The sequence below is a fragment of the Nonomuraea sp. B12E4 genome (assembly GCF_039871825.1).
GTDB lineage: Bacteria > Actinomycetota > Actinomycetes > Streptosporangiales > Streptosporangiaceae > Nonomuraea.
Genome location: NZ_JBDPME010000012.1, coordinates 25,198 through 45,988, shown reverse-complemented (window position 1 = coordinate 45,988; position 20,791 = coordinate 25,198). Strand labels below are relative to the sequence as shown.

The window sequence follows — 20,791 nt, the reverse complement described above, 5'->3', positions numbered from 1 at the left end:
GCCGCTATCGAGAGCACAGCTCCCGTTCGACGCATGTGCATGTGTACCTGCCTCATTTATCAGTGCGTGAGGATCTTCGAAAGGAAGTCACGCGCCCGGTCGGTCTGCGCGTTGGTGAAGAACTCGTCGGGGGTGTTCTCCTCCACGATCTGCCCGTCCGCCATGAACACCACCCGATTGGCGGCCCTGCGGGCGAAGCCCATCTCGTGCGTGACGACCACCATCGTCATGCCGTCACGAGCGAGGCCGATCATGACATCGAGCACCTCCTGCACCATCTCGGGGTCCAGTGCCGAGGTCGGCTCGTCGAAAAGAATCATCTTCGGGTCCATGGCCAGCGCCCTGGCGATCGCGACGCGCTGCTGCTGACCGCCGGAGAGCTGCGCCGGATACTTGTCCGCCTGCGCGGCGATGCCCACGCGCTCCAGCAACTCCATGGCCCGCTTGCCCGCCCCCACCCTGGAGATGCCGCGGACCTTGACGGGGCCGAGCGTGACGTTCTCCCGGATGGTCTTGTGGGCGAACAGGTTGAAGGACTGGAAGACCATCCCCACTTCGGAACGGAGCTTGGCCAGCGCCTTCCCCTCCTCGGGCAGCACCCGGCCGTCAAATATGATCTTCCCGCCGTCGATCGTCTCCAAGCGGTTGATGGCACGGCAGAGCGTGGACTTCCCGCCCCCCGAAGGGCCGATGACGACCAGGACCTCGCCACGAGAGACGGTCAAGTTGATGTTCTTCAGGACGTGCAGGGCCCCGAAGTGCTTGTTGACGTTCTCCAGCCGAACGAGTGGAGTGACGCCGCCGTTCTCCGTCATGGACCAAAACGGTAGAGGGCGTTGGAGCGCTGGTCACTAACTGGGTGGTACCGATCCGATCACATCCGGCCATCAAGCTGGCCTTTTAGATCGGTACGGGTCTTGCCAAGGCCGAGTGCGACTACCCTTGAACCTGCCATGACTGTGACCCAGGAGGGCGCCCGCACATACGAAGTGCGCACATATGGGTGCCAGATGAACGTTCATGACTCCGAGCGGCTTTCGGGCCTGCTGGAGGATGCCGGCTACGTGCCCGCGACCGACGGCGAGACCGCCGACGTGGTCGTGTTCAACACGTGCGCGGTACGGGAAAACGCCGACAACCGCCTCTACGGCAATCTCGGCCACCTCAGGCCCGCCAAGGTGAGCAACCCGCGCATGCAGATCGCGGTCGGCGGCTGCCTGGCGCAGAAGGACCAGGGCGAGATCGTCCGCAAGGCCCCGTGGGTGGACGTGGTCTTCGGCACCCACAACATCGGCTCGCTGCCGGTGTTGCTGGAGCGGGCCCGCGTCGCGGGCGAGGCACAGGTCGAGTTGAAGGAGTCGCTGGAGGTCTTCCCCTCGACGCTGCCCACCAAGCGCGAGTCCGCCTACGCCGCCTGGGTGGCGATCTCGGTCGGCTGCAACAACACCTGCACGTTCTGCATCGTGCCGTCCCTGCGCGGCAAGGAGAAGGACCGGCGGCCGGGCGACGTCCTCAACGAAGTCCGGACCCTGGTGGACCGGGGCGTTCTGGAAGTGACCCTGCTCGGCCAGAATGTCAACACCTACGGCGTCGAGTTCGGCGACCGGCTGGCCTTCGGCAAGCTGCTGCGCTCGTGCGGCACGATCGACGGCCTGGAGCGGGTCCGGTTCACCTCGCCGCATCCGGCCGCGTTCACCGACGACGTGATCGCCGCCATGGCCGAGACGCCCAACGTCATGCACCAGCTCCACATGCCGCTGCAGTCGGGCTCGTCGCGGCTGCTGCGCGCGATGCGCCGCTCCTACCGCGCCGAGCGCTACCTGGGCATCATCGAGCGGGTGCGCGCTGCCATGCCGGACGCGGCCATCTCGACCGACATCATCGTCGGCTTCCCCGGTGAGACCGAGGAGGACTTCCAGGCCACGCTCGACGTGGTCCGGCAGAGCCGCTTCGCCAACGCCTTCACCTTCCAGTACTCCATCCGCCCCGGCACCCCGGCGGCCACCATGCCCGACCAGGTGCCCAAGGAGGTCGTGCAGGAGCGTTACGAGCGCCTGGTGGCCCTGCAGGAGGAGATCTCCTGGGCTGAGAACAAGCAGCAGGTGGGCCGCACGCTGGAGGTCCTGGTGGCCGAGGGCGAGGGTCGCAAGGACGAGGCGACGCACCGCCTGTCCGGCCGCGCCCCCGACAACCGCCTGGTGCACTTCACGGTCGGCGCCGAGACGCCGCGGCCGGGGGACATGGTGACGGTGGAGGTGACGTACGCCGCCCCGCACCACCTGGTGGCGGACGGCCCGGTGCGGGAAACCAGGCGCACGCGGGCGGGCGACGCCTGGGAGGCCCGCCAGTCGAGCCCCGCGACGGGCTCCGGGGTGCTGCTGGGCATGCCGGGCATCGGCCGTCCAGCCCCGGCCCCCGCCGCACCCTCGGGGGCCTGCTCGGCTTCCTGAGGCTCTCCGAGGCTTCGCCGCGACCGGTCCGGCCCCGGGGGAGGGGCGGCGGTCAGCGGGTGAGCCGCTCCAGGAGGCTGTAGCACGGCTTTGTGCGGAAGTCGTTGAACGTGGCGCAGGGGTCGGGACCGATGCGGCTCGGAGACCTCGGCGTGGTCGTGGCCGGATCGGGCCGCGGGGCGGGATCGTCCTGGGGAGGCGCCTGCGGCGGTGCCTGAGGCGCCGGCGAGCCGGTCGGCCGTGGTGGTTCGGAGCGTTCCATGCGCGGGCCTCTGGCGGATGCGGGCGGGGTGAGGAGCGTCGGCGGCAGGGGGCTCGCGGCCGGCGGGGGTACGGCGCTCGCCGAGGGCAGGCCGTCCACCACGGGGACGGCTTCCAGCGGGGCCAGTGGGTCCAGCGAGGGGACCGTGCCCAGGGGTGGGACCGCGTGGATCCAGGGCAGGGGCAGCAGGTCCGTCGCCGTCTCGGTCCCGTGGGCGGCCGGAAGCCGGAGCGACCCGGCCGGTTCCTGGGCCGATGGGGTCGGCGTTACGGGCGAAGGGAAAATCGATCTTGAGGAAATCGGCGTTTTCCGATCGTTTTCCGGAGTGCTTTGCTGTGATGCTTCCGGCGCGTTAGTGAATGCCAGGAAAATTCCCAGGGTCGCGGTGACGAGCACCCCCGTGACTCCGGCCACGGGTGCCAGGTGGGCGCGGCGACCTGGCCAAATGGATCTTTGGGGGGACAAGTCGTGATTCCTTTGTGATTGTTGTGCGAGCATTCCGTCGTTGCGGCTAGTGTGGTCTATCACCCGCGGAAGCCGGTGAGCTTTCCCCGATACAACCGCAGGGAGCTGTACCACCATGCGTGATCCGATCGAGACGGATCGTCAGGAAATCCTGTTGGGGCCAGGGGATGTCAACCTGGCATCGAGGAACGCGTACTCGAACACCCCGCCGCCCCCCTACGCGAACACCCCGCCACCGCCACAGCCGCCGAGGAAGACGAAGAAGACCCTCCTCATCGTGGTCTCGGCGCTCGTCGCCCTGCTCGTGGCGGGCGGTGCCGGCTACATGCTGGCCGCCAACCCCTTCGGCGACGCGCGACAGGGCGGTAGCCGGCCCGCGCCCTCCGAGAGCGTCGCCGGTGACGAGGCCGCGCCCCAGGACGACCAGGCCAACATGGGCGACGCGGCCACCGACGCCCCTGACGACGGCGGGCTGCCCGTCGGCGGGCCCGACGACGGCAGCATGGGCGACGTCAACACCGACTTGGGCAGCGGGGGCGACCCCGCCGCGGACACCGGTTCGAGGGGGACCGACTCCTCCGGTGGCACACCCCAGACCGGCGGGGGCGGGAAGAAGCCCACGACGACGTCTCCCACCAAGCAGCCGCAGGCACCGGCGGCCGACAACCCGGCGAACGGCCCAGCAGGCCAGGTCGCCGGCCAGTGCGCCGCCGCCGGCTGCTGAACCCCCCGCCACCGGCACGTCGCGGGGGACCGCCGCCGGGCCGGGGGACGAAGTGGCTTGTCGGTTATGGGCGGTATTGGACCTGGGGTGAGGCTCGCTTCCTTCGTAGGGTGATGGCATGACGACTGACAACGCGGCCCTCCTGCGAGCGCTGCACGTCCCCGGAACCCCCTTGGTCCTCCCCAACGTCTGGGACGCCGCCTCCGCGCGCGCCGTGCGGGAGGCCGGGTTCCCCGCGATCGCCACCGGCAGCGCCGCCGTGGCGCGCGTGCTGGGGTACGCGGACGGCGAGGGCACGCCCGTCGCCGAGATGATGGCGGCCATCGCCCGGATCGTCCGGGCCGTGGACCTGCCCGTCACCGCCGACGTCGAGCGCGGCTATCAGCTCAAGCCCGCTGAGCTGGTCGAGCGCCTGCTCGCGGCCGGAGCCGTGGGATGCAACCTGGAGGATTCCCGGCCGGACACGGGCGAGCTGGTGGATCCCGGAGCGCAGGCGGACTTCCTGGCCGAGGTCCGGGCGGCCGCCGGTCAGGAGCTCGTGATCAACGCGCGCGTCGACACCTACCTCCGGGGCCAGGGCTCGCGCGAGGCGGCCGTGGAACGCGGGCGGCGGTATCTGGCGGCGGGGGCCGACTGCGTCTACCCGATCGGGCTGGGTGCCGAGGACGAGATCCGGGCGCTGGTCAGCGAGCTCAGGGGACCGGTGAACGTGCTGTTCAGGCCGGGCGTCCCGGCACTCGACCGGCTGGGCGAGCTGGGGGTGGCCAGGATCAGCTTCGGCGGCGGGCTGCACCAGGCGGCGCACCACTACGCCCAGGGGCTGTTCGCGAAGGTACGCGAAGGGCTCAATCCCTACTGACGCCGGTCGCCCGAGTGCCACGTACGCTTGCGCTCGTGCTTGTATCCGCCGCCGTCTGCCCGCCGACCCCGCTGGTCGTGCAGGGGCTGCCCGGACTCCGCGCAGCCTGCCGCGCCGCCGTCGCCGCGCTCGTCGCGGCGAGTCCCGACGCGCTGCTGGTGGTGGGCGGCGCCGAGACATCCGGCACGTACGACGCCCGCGCGGCCGGCACCCTGCGCCCCTGAGGGCTGGACGTGACCACCGGCCACGGCGAGCCCGTCCTCCCGCTGTCGCTCACCGTCGGCCGAGTCCTGCTGGAGGACCATGTCCCGGACGGGTTCCAGGCGGTGGCCTTCGACGCGCTGCAGGCGCTGGCGGGCGCGGCGGGCACGAGCGCGCTCCGGGGCCGCCTCCTCATGCGGCAGGCCCCCCACGGCGTCGGCTATTTCGCCGGGCTGTGGACCTGACGCCGGGGCACGGGGATCCGCATCAGGTCGCGGGCCGTCACCACCTCCCCGTCGAAGCTGCGCCGCACCTCCGCGGTGAAGGACGCCTCGTCGGCGAAGCCGTACCGCTCGGAGAAGTGCGTGAGCACCAGCCTGCGCACCCCCGCGTCCGCCGCCACCACCCCCGCCTCGTAAGCCGTCAGGTGCCCGTATTCCTTGGCCAGCGCGCTCTCCGGCGACAGGAACGTGGTCTCGATCACCAGCAGGTCCACCCCCGAGGCCAGCTCGAAGACGGCGTCGCAGAGTCGGGTGTCCATGATGAACGCCACGCTCTGTCCAGGTTTGGGGACGCTGCACTCATCCAGCGTGACCCCGCGTACGGCCCCGGTGCGCTGCAGCTCGCCGATCTCCGGCCCGCGGATGCCGTGCGCGGCCAGCCGGTCGGGCAGCATGCGGCGGCCGCCCGGCTCCTGGAGGCGGTAGCCGTAGGACTCGACGGGGTGGGACAGGCGGCGCGCGGTCAGCGGGCCGACGCCGGCCAGCTCGCCCGTGACGGGGTGCTCGGAGATGACGGAGGTGTCGGCGAACACGGCGGCGTGCCGGAGCCGGCGCCAGTAGACCTGGCCGGAGCCCGGGAAGACCGCGCGCACCGGATGCCTGACGCGGTCGCGGGCGATCCGCTGGACGACGCCCGGCACGCCCAGGCAGTGGTCGCCGTGGAAGTGGGTGACGCACAGCCAGTGCACGTCGTTCGCGCTCAGCCCGACGTGCGTCATCTGCCGCTGCGTGCCCTCGCCCGGGTCGAAGAGGAAGCCTTGACCGTCCCAGCGCAACAGGTAGCCGTTGTGGTTACGGTGTCGGGTAGGGACGGCGCTGGAGGTGCCCAGCACCACGAGTTCACGAGAGGACATGATGACCACAGTCGCCTTCGCCGAGGTGCCGACGCCGGTGGGCCCGTTCGTGCTGGCCATGACCGAGGTCGGACTCGTCGCGTCGGGCTGGGGGTCCCGGCCGCCGCTGGCCGGCAGCCTGGGCCTGGCTGAGGTTCATGATGCGGATCGTACGGCCTTGGCGGTCGCCGAGCTGAATGCTTATTTCGCGGGCGATCTGCGTACCTTCGAGACGCCCATCGACTGGCGGCTCATGTCCGGCACCCGGCTGCGCGTGCTCCAGGCCCTGCACCGCGTCCCGTACGGCACCGCCGTCACCTACGGCGAGCTGTCCCGGCTCAGCGGCACCGGCGTGCCCGCCCGCGGGATCGGCTCGATCATGGGCTCCAACCCGATCCCCATCGTCGTGCCCTGCCACCGCGTGGTCGCCGGCAACGGCCTGGGCGGCTTCAGCGGCGGCGAGGGCGTGGAGACCAAGCGCCGGCTGCTGACCCACGAGGGCTACCTGCAGCCGACACTGCTCGATCTCTAGCAGACTGGTCGCCGTGCGTCAGCAGTCAGCCATTTCCCCAGATATCGCCCAGGTGATCGCCATTGTCGGCCCCACCGCGGCGGGAAAGTCCGACCTCGCCGTGGACATCGCGCTCCGGCTGGGCGGCGAATGCGTCAACGCCGACTCCATGCAGCTCTACCGGGGGATGGACATCGGCACCGCCAAGCTCACCCTCGCCGAGCGGCGCGGAGTCCCGCACCACCTGCTGGACGTGTGGGACGTCACGGTCACGGCCAGCGTGGCCGAATACCAGCGGCTGGCCAGGGCGGTCTTCGCGACCGTCGAGACGCCCGTGCTGGTCGGCGGCAGCGGCCTCTACGTGCGGGCCGCCATCGACGACCTGGAGTTTCCCGGCACCGACCCGGAGATCAGGACCAGGCTGGAGTCCGAGCTGGCCGAACGCGGCGCCGCCCCCCTCTACGAGCGGCTCAAGGTGCTCGATCCGCCGGCCGCGGCGGCGATCCTGCCGAGCAACGGCCGCCGCATCGTGCGCGCCCTGGAGGTGATCGAGCACTCCGGGCGCCCGTTCTCGGCCACCATGCCCTCCTACGACACCGTCCACCCCAGCGTGCAGATCGGCATCGAGGTGCCGAGGCCCGTGCTGGACGAGCGGATCGCGCTCAGGGTCGAGCGCATGTGGCGGGCGGGCCTGGTGGAGGAGGTGCGGGGGCTGCTCGGGCAGGGCCTGGCCGAGGGCCGTACGGCGAGCCGCGCCCTCGGATACGCCCAGGTCATCCGCTTCCTGGAGGGGGAGTGGAGCGAGGAGCAGGCGATCGAGGAGACCGTCAGGGCCACCAGGCGGTTCGCCCGACGGCAGGAGTCGTGGTTCCGGCGGGACCCGCGGGTGTGCTGGCTCCCGTACGACGCTCCCGATCTTCTCGAGCGGTCCCTGGCGCGAATCTCGGCACGGGTGTGCGAATAAACTTTCAGAATGCGCTTTCTCAAGGGGCACGGCACCGAGAACGATTTCGTCATCCTTCCCGACCCGGAGGGGGAGGTGGACGTCTCCGCCGCGCTGGTCGCCAAGATATGCGACCGGCGGGCCGGTCTGGGGGCCGACGGCGTGCTCAGAGTGGTGCGTACGAAGCAGTGCCCCGAGGTCGCCGAGCAGGCGCAGGCGGCCGAGTGGTTCATGGACTACCGCAACGCCGACGGCAGCGTCGCGGAGATGTGCGGTAACGGCTCGCGCGTGTTCGCCCGCTACCTGATCGACGCCGGGCTGGTCGACCCGACCGACTTCGCGGTGGCCACCAGGGGTGGCCTGCGCAGGATGCACGTCGAGCCGAACGGCGACATCACCGTCGACATGGGCAAGCCCGTCACGCACGGCGAGAGCACGGCCACCGTCGGCGGCCAGGAATACACCGGGCTCCACGTCGACATGGGCAACCCGCACCTGGCCTGCGCCATCGGCGACCCGGTCGTCCAGCTCGACCTGTCCTACCAGCCGGGCTTCGACCCCGCCGTGTTCCCGTGCGGCGTCAACATCGAGCTGTTCAACCCGGTCGGCGTCAGCCGCGCGGTCATGCGCGTCTACGAGCGCGGCGTCGGCGAGACCCGCTCGTGCGGCACCGGCACGGTGGCCACGGCCGTCGCCGCCGCCGCACTGTCGGGCGACACCACCGGCACCTGGACGATCGAGGTGCCCGGCGGCACCGTGACCGTCCTGCTCGATGAGGAGACGAGCTACCTCTCCGGCCCGGCGGTCATCGTGGCCAGGGGCGAACTGTTGCTTGCCGAATGAAGCTCGCCTGAGGGATGCTGGGTCCACTTCACGAACTGAGGGGTGGACATGGCGGACCCGCGAACGACCGCGGCCTCTGTGAGGGCGCCCATCGGCCAGTACGGCGGCGGGTTCATGATGTCGAGGGAGGCCAAGGCCGTCTGCGACGAACACGGGCTCGGCGCTCGCGAGTTCTACTTCCGCGGCCGCTGCGGCGTGCTCGGCGAGTGCGACGCCGACGTGGTCAATTCGGTCGTCGTATTCTTCCCGCGCGAACACGTCGAGGAGAGCTGGAACGGCGGCCGCAAGCTGCCCGTGGAGCGGGCCGTCGAGCTCTACGCGGAGGTCTGCCGCGCCTGGGGCAGGCGCAAGCTGGGTGACCACGACGGCTGCACCAGGATCGCCGAGCTGCTCCTGCGGGTGGTCGAGCGGGCCTCCCCGGCGGGCGTGCCGCTGTTCGCCGGGTGGCGGGCCGTGCCGCTGGCCGACGACCCGCCGGCCCGCGCCGTCCAGCTCATGCACGTCGTACGCGAGCTGCGCGGCGGCCTGCACGCCAACGCCGTGGTCGCGGCGGGCCTGGACCCCCTGGAGGCGACGCTCGCGGCCGGCCACGACGCCACCCCGTTCGGCGCGGTGGCCGGGGAGCGGATCGCCCGGTTCTTCAACTGGCCGGAGCCGTACGCCACGCCCGGGCCGCACGTCGTCGCACGCAGGGCGGCGGTGGAGGAGACCACCGACGACCTGATGGCAACGGTGTTTTCGGTCCTGGACGAGGACGAATCGGACGACCTGATCGAGCTTCTGCGTTTTGGACATGCCCGTTGACCTGGCAGACTGACTGCCCATGGACGTGGACATCTGGGCCTGGGTCGGCGACACCCAGCAGCAGCTTTCCGAGGCGGGCAACGTTGGCCTCGCCATGGCGCTGGGAGACCTCCCCGCACAGGCCTATGAGGGCCGATATCCGCAGCTCGACGTCATGGCCCCGGCCATCGCGCAGCAGGCCGAGACCCTTGAGCTGCCCTGGCTGGAGTTCTACGCCCGTTACTGGCATCTGATCGGCCGCATCGGTGACCGGGCGCAGGGCGCGGTGGCGATCGACGACGCGCGGCAGCTTCTCGCGTTCGCCCAGCGCGAAGACGTCCGTGACTGCCCGGCCGCCCCGGCCGCCGTCGAGGCGCTGGCCATCGCGTTGGCCAACGCCGACGGCCCCGGCCACGCCGCCGAGCGCCTGGAGGTGCTGAGTGCGGCCATCGAGGACGTGGGCCCGGAGCGGTCGGCCTACACCGGGCTGGTGACGCAATATGTCGGCGCGCTCATCGACGCCGGCAAGCCCGGCGAGGCCGTGAGCTACGCCGACTCCGCCATCGAGCGGGTGCGCGCGGCCGGCCGCGAGGCGAGCTGGGAGCTCGGCGCCGAGCGCGCCCGCGCGCTGCTCGACGTGGAGCGCGCCGACGACGCGCTGGCGGCGCTGCAGGCCGCGGCCGAGTTCCAGGCCGACGACCCGGTGGCCAAGGAGCACCGCGACGGCGTGCGGCGCGCACTCATCCTGGCCACGCTCGGCCGCACCGCCGAGGCGGTGGACGCGCTGCCCGACCTCGACGTGGTCGGCGAGCACCCCCGCGTGTTCGTCGAGTGGTCGCGGGCGGTCGCCAAGCTGGCCGGATCCACCCAGATCACCAACACCTGGCAGCTCGGCCGCGTGCTGCGCCAGTGGATCGACTATTTCGGCATGATGGGCGGCTACCGCTCGCGGGTCGAGCTCGCGCTGATCGCGGGCGACCTGGCCCTCGCCCGGCAGGGTGTGTGGCAGGCCAGGCTGCTGGCCGACGTGGCCGAGTCCGGCGCCGGCGAGCTGCGCGAGCCGGACGGGGTGACCGAGCGCATCACCGCGCTGCGGGCCGCCGCCGACACCACCACCGAGCCGGAGGCGCCCGGGCCGGTGCCGGAGCGGGTCGGCCTCTTCGACGCCGCCGACGGCTTCAACGCCGATCCGGAGAAGTGGGTCGGTTGGCTGGCGCCGCTGTCCGGCGAGAACGTCGAGGCCACCCGCCGCCACACCACCACGCTCGGCTTCCTCGGCTACCCGTCCACCGGCGCCGACATCTACTGGAAGATGCTGGTCGACAGCGGCGAGATCGACACGGCCGAGGCCGACGACGTGGCCTACCTGACGACGCTGCTCATCGAGGCGCGTCAGGACGAGCGGCTGGAGCAGATGGCCGGGATGCTCCCGCACGCCGCCCAGTACGTCACGCTGGCCAGGCTGCACAGCGCGCGCGAGCGCTATCAGGAGACCGTCGAGACGGCCGAGCACGCCATCGCGGCCGGTGCCGGGGTCGACGCCCGTCGCCTGCTGGCCGCCGCCGCCCAGCAGCTCGACCAGAATGCCAGGGCCGCCGAGGTGCTGGTGGAGGTGCTCGACGAGCTCGAGGACGAGGACGTCTGGCGGATGGTCGTCATGGCCACCTCGGCGGAGGACTGGGACACCGTGCGCAAGGGCACTGCCAAGATCGGCATGCCGATCAAGTCCACGGAGGGGCCGATCGAGGAGGAGATGGGCCTCATCCGGGTCATCCTGCCCGCGCCCGACGGCGGCCAGCGCCAGGTGCTGTCCATCCGCACCGGCCCCGCCACCGCCCGGCTGGCCCTGCCGCAGCCACGCGGCATGGACTACAACGCCGGTGACCTGGTCGTGTTCGACCCGCAGTTGCTGGAGCCGGTGCCGGACGACCCCAAGGAGCAACAGAACTTCGTGCCGCCCTTCGCCGCGGTGCGCATCCTGCGGCCCGGCGGCTACACCAGCTACTTCTTCGACGGCGCCGCGCCGAGTGAGGAGGACTGGGCGGAGTTCACCGAGGTCATGGCCGAGCGCGGCTGGCCGATGTGGGTCTACAGCGACGAAAACTACGCGGTCACCCACCCGACCAGCGGCGAGTCGCTGCCGGGCGTGTTCGGGTGGGTCGCGGTGCCGCCGGACGTGTCGGCCTCCGAGGTCGACGCGCTGCTCGACGACGCCACCGAGCGGTGGGTGCACCCGCTGGCCTGGCTCGACCTGGCCCGCGAGATCGACGTCGAGGTCGAGCGGCACGAGCGGATCGTCAAGGAATACGGCCTCTGACGTGCTTTCGCGTTTCGGCCGCGGCCGGGAAGGCGGGCTCTGACGTGCTCTCTCGCTTCGGCCTCGGCGGGAAGGTGGCCATCGTCACCGGGGCGTCCTCGGGGCTGGGGGTTGCCCTGGCCCGAGGGCTCGCCGAGGCGGGCGCCGATGTCGTGATCGGCGCCCGGCGGGAGGAGCGGCTGGGGGAGACGCGACGGCTGGTCGAGGAGACCGGCCGCCGGTGCCTGGCCGTGCGGACCGACGTGTCGCGGCCGGAGGACTGCGACGCGCTGGTGGCCGCGGCCATGCAGGCCATGGGCCGGGTCGACGTGCTGGTCAACAACGCCGGGGTCGGCACCGCCGTGCCCGCCGTGCGCGAGACCCCCGCGGAGTTCCGGCAGGTCGTGGACGTCAACCTGCACGGCACCTACTGGATGGCGCAGGCCTGCGCGCGGGTCATGGGGCCCGGCGCGTCGATCGTGAACATCGGCAGCGTGCTCGGCGTCACCACCGCCGGGCTGCCGCAGGCCGCCTACAGCGCGTCCAAGGCGGCCGTGGCCGGGCTCACCCGGGATCTGGCGCAGCAGTGGACCGGGCGGCGTGGCATCAGGGTCAACTGCCTCGTGCCGGGGTTCTTCGCCTCGGAGATGACCGAGCAGTACAAACCCGGCTACCTTGAGCGGACCATCGAGTCACGGGTGGTCATGGGGCGGGCGGGTGACCCGGCGGAGCTGGTGGCGGCCGCGGTGTTCCTGGCGAGCGACGCGTCCTCGTACATCACCGGGGTGACGCTGCCGGTGGACGGCGGGATGCTGATCACGTAAGCGGCGGGGTCGCCACGGCGGAGTCACTGCGGCTGCTCCGGCGGGACCAGGAGGTCGTGGCGGGCGGCGAGGAAACCGGCGTGGAAGCGGGTCCTGGCGCCCAGGCGCTCCGACAGCACCTGCACGCGGCGCTGCACCGTACGCGGGCTCAGCCCGAGCTGCCTGGCGATGGCGTCGTCCTTCATCCCGGCCGCCAGCAGGGCCAGCACCTCCGTGTCCGGGGTCTGCGGCCACACTTCGGGCTCCAGGTTGTCGTCCGCGGTCAGGCGGAACGGCACGGCGGCCCGCCACAGCGTCTCGAACAACCCCACCAGGGCGTCCAGCAGCGCCGATGGGTGCACCATGAGGGCGCTCTCCACGGCCCGGTCCGTGTCGGAGACCAGGGGCAGGATGGCGGTGCGCGCGTCGGCGATGGCCAGCTTGACCGGCACCTGGCCGAGCCTGGCCCGCTCGCCGTCGGCGATGGCGCGGCGGGTGTGGGCCAGCATGCCCGGCTGCTCGAACGCCTGCGGGCTGTAGATCCCCCGGGTGGGCGCTCCCTGGCGGGCCGCGCGCTGCCGATTCTCCCGGTCGTCGCTGATGTCCACCGCGTACGGCGGATGGACCAGCACCAGCATCTCCTCGGTGGCGTTGCGTTCGAGCTGGAGGTAGCGGCGGGCCACGGCGTCGCGCCCGGTCACCACCTCCAGCACCTCCTCCGGGTGCGGCCCGTTGCGCTCGGCGACCTCGGTGGCCAGCAGCGCGGCGGCCGCCCTGCTGTGGGCGATCTCCTCCTGGCGGCGGGCGACGAGGATGTCGATGGCGACGTTCGGGGGAGTGGCGACCAGCCGCAGCGGCCGGCCCGCGACCCGGGAGATCAGCCCGAGGTCCTCCAGCCGGGGCAGCATGCGGCGGATGGCCGTGACGGACGCGCCGGTCTCGGCGGCGAGACTGCTCAGCGTGGCCGGGCCGTGCCGGAGCAGTGCCCGGTAGGCGCTCTCCTCGGCAATGGTGACGCCGAGCCCCTCAAGTAAGCGCCGCTGCGCCATCTCGCCTCTCTCTGACATGCGATGATCCCGAATCAGCGTAGGGCGGACCGCGTCCGGAGGTCCACCGCGGCCAGCGCGGGGCTCTTGTTCGGGGGATCGCTGGGTTCTATGTTCGTTGCGTAGTCAGCCACGTGTTGCGTATTACGGAACAATCGGAGGCGTCATGAGCCGGCCCCGTCTGGTGGTCGTGGGAGCGGGCATCGTGGGATGCGCTCTCGCCGACGAGCTGACCGAGCGGGGGTGGACCGATGTCACGGTCGTCGACCAGGGGCCCCTGTTCACCACCGGAGGATCGAGCTCGCACGCGCCCGGCCTGGTCTTCCAGACGAACCCGTCCAAGACGATGACCGAGTTCGCCGCCTACACCGTGCGCAAGTACGCCGCCCTCGGTGAGGGATGCTTCCGCCAGGTCGGCGGGCTGGAGGTGGCCACCACCCCGGAGCGCTGGACCGACCTGCACCGCCGGTGCGGCTGGGCCGAGTCGTGGGGGGTGGAGGGGCACCTGATCGACCCCGGCAGGTGCGCCGAGCTGTGGCCGCTGCTCGACCGGGACAAGCTGCTCGGTGGCTACCACGTGCCCGGTGACGGGCTGGCGGCGGCCGTCGCGTGCGGCGAGGCGCAGGCGGCGCGGGCCACCGGGCGCGGGGCCAGGTTCCTGCCCGGTCACACGGTCGTGGGCATCGAGCAGAAGGGCGGGCGGGTCACCGGGGTCTCGGTCGTGACCGCGGGCGAATACCGGACGATCCCGGCGGACGTGGTGGTGTGCGCGGCGGGCTTCTGGGGGCCGTCGATCGGGAAGATGGCCGGGCTGACCGTGCCGCTGCTGCCGCTGGCCCACCAGTACGCCAGATCGGGCCCCGTGCCCGCCCAGCCGGTGGGCCCGATCCTCCGGCACCAGGAGCGCGACCTGTACTTCCGCCAGCACGGCGACCGCATCGGCGTCGGCTCGTACGCCCACCGCCCGATGCCGGTGGCCCAGGACGAGATCGCCCCCAAGGGCACCACGATGCCGTCGGTGCAGGCGTTCACCGAGGAGGACTTCGACCCCGCCTGGCGGGACGCGGTCGAGTTGCTGCCCGCGCTGGCCGAGTCCAAGTACGAGGACGGCATCAACGGGATCTTCTCCTTCACTTCTGACGGGTTCCCGCTGATCGGCGAGGCGCCGCACCTCGACGGGTTCTGGGTGGCCGAGGCCGTCTGGGTGACGCACTCGGCCGGGGTGGCGCGGGCGCTGGCGGAGGTGCTGGTGGACGGGCGCTCCGGGTCCGACCTGCATGAGTGCGAGCTCAACCGGTTCGAGCAGGCGCAGTTGTCGCCGGCGTTCGTCGAGGAGCGCGGCAGGCAGAACTTCGTCGAGGTCTACGACGTGATCCATCCGCTGCAGCCGATGGAGGCGCCGCGGCCGCTGCGGACGAGCCCGTTCCACGTGCGGCAGCGGGAGCTGGGCGGGTTCTTCCTGGAGGCGGCGGGGTGGGAGCGGCCGCACTGGTTCGAGGCGAACACGGCGCTGCTGGAGGACCTCGTACGGCGCCGCCGGGCGGAATACGCGGACCTTCCGGAAGAGGCGCAGGGCATGGCCGTCGAGCCCTTCCTGGGGGCGGCGCAGCGCGACGAATGGGCCGCGCGCTACTGGTCGCCGATCGCCGCCGCCGAGTCCCACGCCACCAGGGAGCGGGTCGCGCTCTACGACATGACCCCGCTCAAGCGCATCGAGGTCAGCGGGCCGGGCGCGGCGGGGTTCCTGGAGCGCATGACCACGAACAACGTGGACAAGAAGCCCGGCTCGGTCACGTACACGCTGCTGCTGGACCTCGGGGGTGGCATCCGCTCCGACCTGACGGTGGCGCGGGTCACGGAGGACACCTTCCAGGTCGGCGCGAACGGCAACCTCGACCTCGACTGGCTGGCCCGGCAGGCGCCGGTCGGCGTGCGGGTGCGCGACCTCACGCCGGGCACCTGCTGCGTGGGCGTGTGGGGGCCGCTGGCCCGGGAGTTGGTGCAGGGCCTCACGGACATGGACCTGTCGGACGAGAACTTCCGCTACTTCAACTGCCGTACCGGATATGTCGGGCACGTACCGGTGCTCGCGCTGCGGGTCTCGTACGTGGGCGAGCTGGGCTGGGAGCTCTACACCAGTGCCGACATGGGGCTCAAGCTGTGGGACACGCTCTGGGCCCCCGGGCTGGCGGTCGCGGGCGGGCGGGCGGCGTTCAACAGCCTGCGGCTGGAGAAGGGATACCGGCTGTGGGGGGTGGACATGACGGCCGAGCACAACCCGTACGAGGCCGGGCTGGGCTTCGCCGTCCGGCAGGACAAGGACTTCATCGGCCGCGACGCCCTGTCCACGGAGATCACCCGCAAGCTGGTGCCGCTGCTCAGCACCGAGGTGGTCATGGGCAAGGAGCCGGTACGGCACGGCGGGCGCACGGTCGGGTACGTCACCAGCGCGGCCTACGGGCACACCGTCCAGCGGCCCATCGCGTACGCCTGGTTGCCGATCGAGCTCGCCACCCCAGGGACGCATGTTGACATTTCCTACTTCGGCCGCCGCGTCCCCGCGGAAGTGGCCGCCGAGCCGCTGTTCGACCCCGGGATGGAGAAGATCCGACGTTGACCCACCCCGACTTCCTCTGGCGCAACCCCGACCCGAAACCGTCATACGACGTCGTGATCGTGGGCGGCGGCGGCCACGGCCTGGCCACCGCCTACTACCTGGCCAGGAACCACGGCCTGACCAATGTCGCCGTGCTGGAGCGCGGCTGGCTGGCCGGCGGGAACATGGCCCGCAACACCACCATCATCCGCTCCAACTACCTGTGGGACGAGAGCGCCGCGATCTACGAGCACTCGCTGAAGCTGTGGGAGGGGCTGAGCGCGGAGCTGGACTACGACCTGAAGTTCAGCCAGCGCGGGGTGCTCAACCTGGCGCACAACCTGGGTGACGTGCGCGAGGGGCGGCGCCGGGTGAACGCCAACCGGCTCAACGGGGTGGACGCCGAGTGGCTGGACGCGGACGAGGTGAAGAAGTTCTGCCCGGTCATCAACGTGTCCGGGCGCGCGCGGTATCCGGTCATGGGGGCGACCCTGCAGCGGCGGGGCGGGATCGCCAAGCACGATCACGTGGCGTGGGCGCTGGCGCGCAAGGCGGACGCGTACGGGGTGGACCTGGTCCAGGGGTGTGAGGTCACCGGGTTCGAGATCACGAAAAATCGGGTGGTGGCCGTACAGACCTCGCGCGGGCGGATCGCGGCCGGGAAGGTCGCGCTCGCGGCGGCCGGGCACACGTCGGTGCTGGCGGCCCAGGCCGGGCTGCGGCTGCCGCTGCAGTCGCATCCGCTCCAGGCGCTGGTGTCGGAGCTGCTGGAGCCGGTGCTCGACTGCGTGGTCATGTCGAACGCCGTTCACGTGTACGTCAGCCAGGCCCACAAGGGGGAGCTGGTCATGGGGGCGGGGATCGACGCGTACAACTCCTACGGGCAGCGCGGCGGGGTGCACGTGATCGAGGCGCAGATGGCGGCGGCGCTGGAGCTGTTCCCGATCTTCAGCCGGGTGCGGGTGCTGCGCACCTGGGCGGGCGTCGTGGACGTGTCCCCGGACGCCTCGCCCGTCATCGGCCCCACCCCCGTGGAGGGCCTGTACCTGAACGCGGGCTGGGGCACCGGCGGCTTCAAGGCCACCCCCGGCTCCGGCTGGGTGTACGCCCATACTCTCGCCCACGAGCGGCCGCATCCGCTGGCGGAGCCGTTCGGGCTGGAGAGGTTCACCACCGGGGCGCTCATCGACGAGCACGGCGCGGCGGCGGTGGCGCACTGATGCTGCTGATCGACTGCCCGCACTGCGGCCCCAGGGACGAGACCGAGTTCCACTACGGCGGCCAGGCCGGGGTCGCCTATCCCGCCGGGCGGACGTCCGACGCGCAATGGGCCGAGTACGTGTTCCTGCGCGACAACCCCAAGGGCTGGTTCCGCGAGCGCTGGTTCCACGTGCACGGCTGCCGGAGCTGGTTCGACGTCGAGCGGCACACGGTCACCCACGAGATCAGGAACACCACATGAGGTTCACCTTCGACGGCCGCCCGATGCGGGGCGAGCCGGGCGACACGCTGGCCGCCGCGCTGCTGCGCAACGGGGTACGCGTGGTCGGCCGCAGCGTTGAGCTCGGCCGCCCGCGCGGCGTCTTCACCGCCGGGCCGGAGGAGCCGAACGCGCTGGTCCGGGTGGGCGCGGATCCGATGGTGGCGGCCACCGTCGTGGAGCTGTACGACGGGCTGGAGGCGTGGAGCCTGCGCGGGAAGGGACGGGTGGACCCGGAGGCCGTGGACGATCGGCGCTGCGACAAGGGCTACCTGCATTGTGACGTGCTGGTGGTCGGCGGCGGTCCGGCGGGCCTGGCCGCCACCGTGGCGGCCGGGCGGTCGGGGGCGCGGGTGATCCTCGTGGACGACCAGCCGTCGCTCGGGGGAGATCTGCTGAACAGCCGCGTCCTCCTGGACGGCGTTCCCGCCCTGGAATGGGTGGCCGGGCTGGCGCTCCCCGCCCGGGTCCTCACCAGGACCACGGCCGTCGGCTACTACGACCACAACTACGTGGTGGCCGTGGAGCGGCGGGCCCGGGGCGAGCGGCTGTGGCACATCAGGGCGCGGCGGGTGGTCCTGGCGACGGGGGCACACGAGCGCTCGCTCGCCTTCCCGGGCAACGACCGGCCCGGCGTGATGCTGGCCTCGGCCGCCCGTACCTACGTGAACCGGTACGGGGTGCGGCCGGGGCGGCGGGCGGTGGTGTTCGCGTGCGCGGACTCCGGGTACACGGCGGCGCTCGACCTCCTGGCCGCCGGGGTGGAGGTGGCCGCCGTCGTGGACCCGCGCCCGGCGGGGCTCGCGGCTCCCGTCGAGGTGCTGGCCGGGGCGGTGGTGACGGGCACGACGGGTGACGCGGCGGGCGTGCTGACCGGCGTCCGGGTCGGGGACCGCCGTTTCGAGGCCGACCTGCTGGCGGTGGCGGGCGGCTGGAACCCGGCCGTGCACCTGTTCAGCCAGTCGCAGGGGCGGGTGCGGTTCGACGTGGGGCGGCAGGCGTTCGTGCCGGGCACGTCGGCCCAGGCCGAGCGCTCGGCCGGGGCGTGCAGGGGGCTGTACGGCACCCGCGAGGCCATCGCGGACGGCCACACCGCCGGAACCGCCGCAGCCAAGGCGGCCCTCGACGGCCGGTCGGGGAGGGCGGGCGGCACCGCGGACACAGGGCAGGCAGCCCCTGACACGGGGCGGGCGGTCTTGGACGCGGGGCGGGCGGTCTTGGACGTGGGGCGGGCGGCCGCGTCCCTGCGGGTGCCGGAGTGCGACGAGCGGCCCCCGCGGCCCCCGGCCGCCCTGTGGGTCGCCGGCGACCTCACCCCCGGCCCGCCGGCCGGTGCCGGGGCGGACGTTCCGGCGGAGCCGGCCGGTGCCGGGGCGGAAGCGGAGCCGGCGTTCGTGGATCTGCAGCGGGATGTGACCGTGGCCGACCTGGTCCGGGCCGCCGGGACCGGCATGCGGTCGGTCGAGCACATCAAGCGGTACACGACCGCGGGCACCGGCGCCGACCAGGGCAAGATCTCGGGGGCGGCGGTGGCCGGCGTCATGTCGGCCCTCCTCGGGGCCGGGCCCGGACAGGTCGGCACCACGACGTTCCGGCCGCCGTACGTACCGGTGTCGTTCGCGACCCTGGCGGGCCGGGACCGTGGTGAGCTGTCCGACCCCGTCAGGACCACCGCCATGCACGACGCCCACATCGCCAGGGGAGCGGTGTTCGAGGACGTCGGCCAGTGGAAACGCCCGTGGTATTTTCCGCAGGACGGGGAGTCGATGCGGGCCGCGGTGCTGCGCGAGTGCCGCGCGGCCCGTACCGCCGTCGCCGCCATGGACGCCTCGACCCTCGGCAAGATCGACCTCCGGGGCGCCGGCGCGGGCGCGTTCCTGGACCGGATCTACACGAACATGTACTCCACCCTGCCCGTCGGGGCCTGCCGCTACGGGCTGATGTGCGGGGCGGACGGGATGGTGTTCGACGACGGCACGACCACCAGGCTCGCCGAGGACCACTTCCTGATGACCACGACCACCGGCAACGCCGCCGCCGTGCTCGACTGGCTGGAGGAGTGGCACCAGACGGAATGGCCGGACCTGGACGTGTCCTGCACGTCGGTCACCGACCACTGGGCGACGGTCGCCGTGGTCGGCCCGCGCGCCAGGGAGATCATCGCGGTGATCGCCCCGGACGCGCTGGAGCTGGCGTTCATGCGCTACGCGAGCACACCTGTGCTCGGGGTGGCGGGGCGGGTTTTCAGGATCAGCTTCTCGGGCGAGCTCGCCTACGAGGTCAACGTCCCGTGGCGGTACGGCAGGGGGTTGTGGGAGACGGTCCTGGAGCTCGGCGCGGTGCCGTACGGGACGGAGACCATGCACGTGCTGCGGGCCGAGAAGGGCTTCGCGATCGTCGGTCAGGAGACCGACGGGACCGTCACCCCGCAGGACCTCGGGATGTCCTGGATCGTCTCCCGGCGTAAGCCCGATTTCGTCGGCAAACGCTCCCATTCCCGTCCGGACACGGCCAGGACGGACCGCAAACGCCTGATCGGCCTGCTCCCCGACGCCCCGGCGACCCTCGTGGAGGAGGGCGCCCAGCTCATCGCGCCACCCGGTCCCCATAGCGGCGAGGCGGGGGCCGCCCTCCTGCCCGTGGACGGGGCGGTGCCGATGCTCGGCCACGTGACCTCCAGCTATCACAGCGCCGCGCTGGGCCGCGCGTTCAGCCTGGCCCTGGCCAGGAACGCCAACGTCGGCGACCGTCTCGTGGCGGTGTCCGGGGGAGCGGCGCACAGGGTCACCGTCGTCGAGCCCGTCTTCTACGACCCCGACAACGCCCGCCGCGACGGCGACCCGCCGGCGGGCGCCCCCACCGAGCGACGCGCCGGCGACGCGCCGGCGGGCGCCCCCAGTGAGCGATACATGCTGGTCACCGCCGCCGCATCCCGCACCCCCAACCGGGGGGAACGCCGCGCGGAGAGTCCCGCCGCCGCCTTCGCCGCCCGCTTCGAGGCCGCGAGCACCGAGGCCGTCCGGCTGCGGGAAGTGCCGTTCGAGCCGATGTGGGAGGTCCATGGGACGGACCCGGGTGTCGGTCTCCGGCTCAGCCCGTCCTGGTGGTTCATATCCGGAAATTTCCCACCAGGCCCCGGCTGGGTGGACGTGTCCGACCAGCGTACGATCCTGGAGCTCTCGGGCCTGCGCGCTGATGACGTCCTGATCACCGGCTGCCCGCTGGACCTGCACCCGGACGCGTTCCCCGGCCACGCCCAAACGCTGCTGGCCCAGACCTCGGTGCTGCTGGAGCGCAGAGCACCCGCCACCTACCGCATCTACGTAAGATCATCTTTCACGAAATACCTGGCAGAGTGGCTGATCGACGCCCTGGTGGGGTTGTAGGGCGCAATTTGGGCATTTGATTACCTAGA

At 72.0% G+C, this 20,791-nt stretch carries 18 protein-coding genes; 15 read left to right on the top strand and 3 right to left on the bottom strand.

Features of this window, described 5'->3' with window-relative positions; all coding sequences use genetic code 11:
• Positions 1–59: 59 nt before the first annotated feature.
• Positions 60–815, bottom strand: coding sequence for an amino acid ABC transporter ATP-binding protein (locus tag ABGB18_RS26050; protein WP_347698212.1), 756 nt, complete (start codon positions 813–815; stop codon positions 60–62).
• Between the two features lie 138 nt (positions 816–953).
• Here ABGB18_RS26050 and miaB point away from each other — a divergent pair, with 138 nt between their 5' ends.
• The 5 genes from miaB to ABGB18_RS26025 all read left to right on the top strand — a co-directional run bounded on the left by miaB (position 954) and on the right by ABGB18_RS26025 (position 5,206).
• Positions 954–2,450 carry a tRNA (N6-isopentenyl adenosine(37)-C2)-methylthiotransferase MiaB gene (gene miaB / locus ABGB18_RS26045; RefSeq protein WP_347698211.1) on the top strand — a complete coding sequence of 499 codons (1,497 nt, stop codon included), beginning with the start codon at positions 954–956 and terminating at the stop codon, positions 2,448–2,450.
• Positions 2,451–3,292: 842 nt separating this feature from the next.
• A complete protein-coding gene (locus tag ABGB18_RS26040) occupies positions 3,293–3,901 on the top strand; it encodes a hypothetical protein (protein WP_347698210.1) in 609 nt (202 codons plus the stop codon).
• 118 nt (positions 3,902–4,019) lie between these two features.
• Entirely contained in the window at positions 4,020–4,760 is a 741-nt protein-coding gene (locus tag ABGB18_RS26035) for an isocitrate lyase/phosphoenolpyruvate mutase family protein (protein WP_347698209.1), read from the top strand.
• 35 nt (positions 4,761–4,795) lie between these two features.
• A complete protein-coding gene (locus tag ABGB18_RS26030) occupies positions 4,796–4,984 on the top strand; it encodes a hypothetical protein (RefSeq protein ID WP_347698208.1) in 189 nt (62 codons plus the stop codon).
• Between the two features lie 9 nt (positions 4,985–4,993).
• Positions 4,994–5,206, top strand: coding sequence for a hypothetical protein (locus tag ABGB18_RS26025; protein ID WP_347698207.1), 213 nt, complete (start codon positions 4,994–4,996; stop codon positions 5,204–5,206).
• Here the strand turns inward: ABGB18_RS26025 and ABGB18_RS26020 are convergent.
• The gene (locus ABGB18_RS26020) at positions 5,182–6,096 is read right to left on the bottom strand and encodes a ribonuclease Z (protein WP_347698206.1); all 915 of its coding nucleotides are present in this window, start codon (positions 6,094–6,096) and stop codon (positions 5,182–5,184) included. The two genes, ABGB18_RS26025 and ABGB18_RS26020, sit on opposite strands and share 25 nt — an antisense overlap.
• Here ABGB18_RS26020 and ABGB18_RS26015 point away from each other — a divergent pair.
• From ABGB18_RS26015 to ABGB18_RS25990, 6 genes are read left to right on the top strand one after another with little or no spacing between them, the layout of a single operon-like run.
• A complete protein-coding gene (locus tag ABGB18_RS26015) occupies positions 6,095–6,607 on the top strand; it encodes a methylated-DNA--[protein]-cysteine S-methyltransferase (protein WP_347698205.1) in 513 nt (170 codons plus the stop codon). The genes ABGB18_RS26020 and ABGB18_RS26015 overlap by 2 nt on opposite strands.
• 52 nt (positions 6,608–6,659) lie before the next feature.
• Positions 6,660–7,550 carry a tRNA (adenosine(37)-N6)-dimethylallyltransferase MiaA gene (gene miaA, locus ABGB18_RS26010; protein ID WP_347698389.1) on the top strand — a complete coding sequence of 297 codons (891 nt, stop codon included), beginning with the start codon at positions 6,660–6,662 and terminating at the stop codon, positions 7,548–7,550.
• Positions 7,551–7,559: 9 nt separating this feature from the next.
• A complete protein-coding gene (gene dapF, locus ABGB18_RS26005; RefSeq protein WP_347698204.1) occupies positions 7,560–8,372 on the top strand; it encodes a diaminopimelate epimerase in 813 nt (270 codons plus the stop codon).
• A 48-nt stretch (positions 8,373–8,420) separates the two neighbouring features.
• A complete protein-coding gene (locus ABGB18_RS26000; RefSeq protein WP_347698203.1) occupies positions 8,421–9,176 on the top strand; it encodes a hypothetical protein in 756 nt (251 codons plus the stop codon).
• A 19-nt stretch (positions 9,177–9,195) separates the two neighbouring features.
• Complete coding sequence (locus ABGB18_RS25995) at positions 9,196–11,472, top strand: tetratricopeptide repeat protein (RefSeq protein WP_347698202.1); 2,277 nt, start codon at positions 9,196–9,198, stop codon at positions 11,470–11,472.
• A 44-nt stretch (positions 11,473–11,516) separates the two neighbouring features.
• Positions 11,517–12,275: an SDR family oxidoreductase gene (locus tag ABGB18_RS25990; protein WP_347698201.1), complete on the top strand. Its 759-nt coding sequence runs from the start codon at positions 11,517–11,519 to the stop codon at positions 12,273–12,275.
• 23 nt (positions 12,276–12,298) lie between these two features.
• On the opposite strand, the gene ABGB18_RS25985 is transcribed toward ABGB18_RS25990, so the two are convergent.
• Positions 12,299–13,321, bottom strand: coding sequence for a helix-turn-helix domain-containing protein (locus tag ABGB18_RS25985; protein WP_347698200.1), 1,023 nt, complete (start codon positions 13,319–13,321; stop codon positions 12,299–12,301).
• A 145-nt stretch (positions 13,322–13,466) separates the two neighbouring features.
• Between ABGB18_RS25985 and ABGB18_RS25980 the strand changes: the two genes are divergently transcribed.
• The 4 genes from ABGB18_RS25980 to ABGB18_RS25965 are packed head-to-tail and all read left to right on the top strand — an operon-like array spanning position 13,467 to position 20,762.
• Positions 13,467–15,917 carry an FAD-dependent oxidoreductase gene (locus ABGB18_RS25980; RefSeq protein ID WP_347698199.1) on the top strand — a complete coding sequence of 817 codons (2,451 nt, stop codon included), beginning with the start codon at positions 13,467–13,469 and terminating at the stop codon, positions 15,915–15,917.
• The gene (locus tag ABGB18_RS25975) at positions 15,914–17,116 is read left to right on the top strand and encodes a sarcosine oxidase subunit beta family protein (protein WP_347698198.1); all 1,203 of its coding nucleotides are present in this window, start codon (positions 15,914–15,916) and stop codon (positions 17,114–17,116) included. Before ABGB18_RS25980 ends, ABGB18_RS25975 begins: the two co-directional genes overlap by 4 nt.
• Positions 17,116–17,358: a sarcosine oxidase subunit delta gene (locus ABGB18_RS25970; RefSeq protein WP_347698197.1), complete on the top strand. Its 243-nt coding sequence runs from the start codon at positions 17,116–17,118 to the stop codon at positions 17,356–17,358. The genes ABGB18_RS25975 and ABGB18_RS25970 overlap by 1 nt, the downstream gene beginning before the upstream one ends.
• Complete coding sequence (locus ABGB18_RS25965; RefSeq protein WP_347698196.1) at positions 17,355–20,762, top strand: 2Fe-2S iron-sulfur cluster-binding protein; 3,408 nt, start codon at positions 17,355–17,357, stop codon at positions 20,760–20,762. Before ABGB18_RS25970 ends, ABGB18_RS25965 begins: the two co-directional genes overlap by 4 nt.
• Positions 20,763–20,791: the final 29 nt, after the last annotated feature.

Excerpts from the sequence above, each read along its gene's own strand:
- ABGB18_RS26050 (WP_347698212.1), bottom strand. The coding sequence starts at position 815 with ATGACGGAGAACGGCGGCGTCACTCCACTCGTTCGGCTGGAGAACGTC.
- miaB (WP_347698211.1), top strand. The coding sequence starts at position 954 with ATGACTGTGACCCAGGAGGGCGCCCGCACATACGAAGTGCGCACATAT.
- ABGB18_RS26040 (WP_347698210.1), top strand. The coding sequence starts at position 3,293 with ATGCGTGATCCGATCGAGACGGATCGTCAGGAAATCCTGTTGGGGCCA.
- ABGB18_RS26035 (WP_347698209.1), top strand. The coding sequence starts at position 4,020 with ATGACGACTGACAACGCGGCCCTCCTGCGAGCGCTGCACGTCCCCGGA.
- ABGB18_RS26015 (WP_347698205.1), top strand. The coding sequence starts at position 6,095 with ATGATGACCACAGTCGCCTTCGCCGAGGTGCCGACGCCGGTGGGCCCG.
- ABGB18_RS26020 (WP_347698206.1), bottom strand. The coding sequence starts at position 6,096 with ATGTCCTCTCGTGAACTCGTGGTGCTGGGCACCTCCAGCGCCGTCCCT.
- dapF (WP_347698204.1), top strand. The coding sequence starts at position 7,560 with ATGCGCTTTCTCAAGGGGCACGGCACCGAGAACGATTTCGTCATCCTT.
- ABGB18_RS26000 (WP_347698203.1), top strand. The coding sequence starts at position 8,421 with ATGGCGGACCCGCGAACGACCGCGGCCTCTGTGAGGGCGCCCATCGGC.
- ABGB18_RS25995 (WP_347698202.1), top strand. The coding sequence starts at position 9,196 with ATGGACGTGGACATCTGGGCCTGGGTCGGCGACACCCAGCAGCAGCTT.
- ABGB18_RS25985 (WP_347698200.1), bottom strand. The coding sequence starts at position 13,321 with ATGTCAGAGAGAGGCGAGATGGCGCAGCGGCGCTTACTTGAGGGGCTC.
- ABGB18_RS25980 (WP_347698199.1), top strand. The coding sequence starts at position 13,467 with ATGAGCCGGCCCCGTCTGGTGGTCGTGGGAGCGGGCATCGTGGGATGC.
- ABGB18_RS25970 (WP_347698197.1), top strand. The coding sequence starts at position 17,116 with ATGCTGCTGATCGACTGCCCGCACTGCGGCCCCAGGGACGAGACCGAG.
- ABGB18_RS25965 (WP_347698196.1), top strand. The coding sequence starts at position 17,355 with ATGAGGTTCACCTTCGACGGCCGCCCGATGCGGGGCGAGCCGGGCGAC.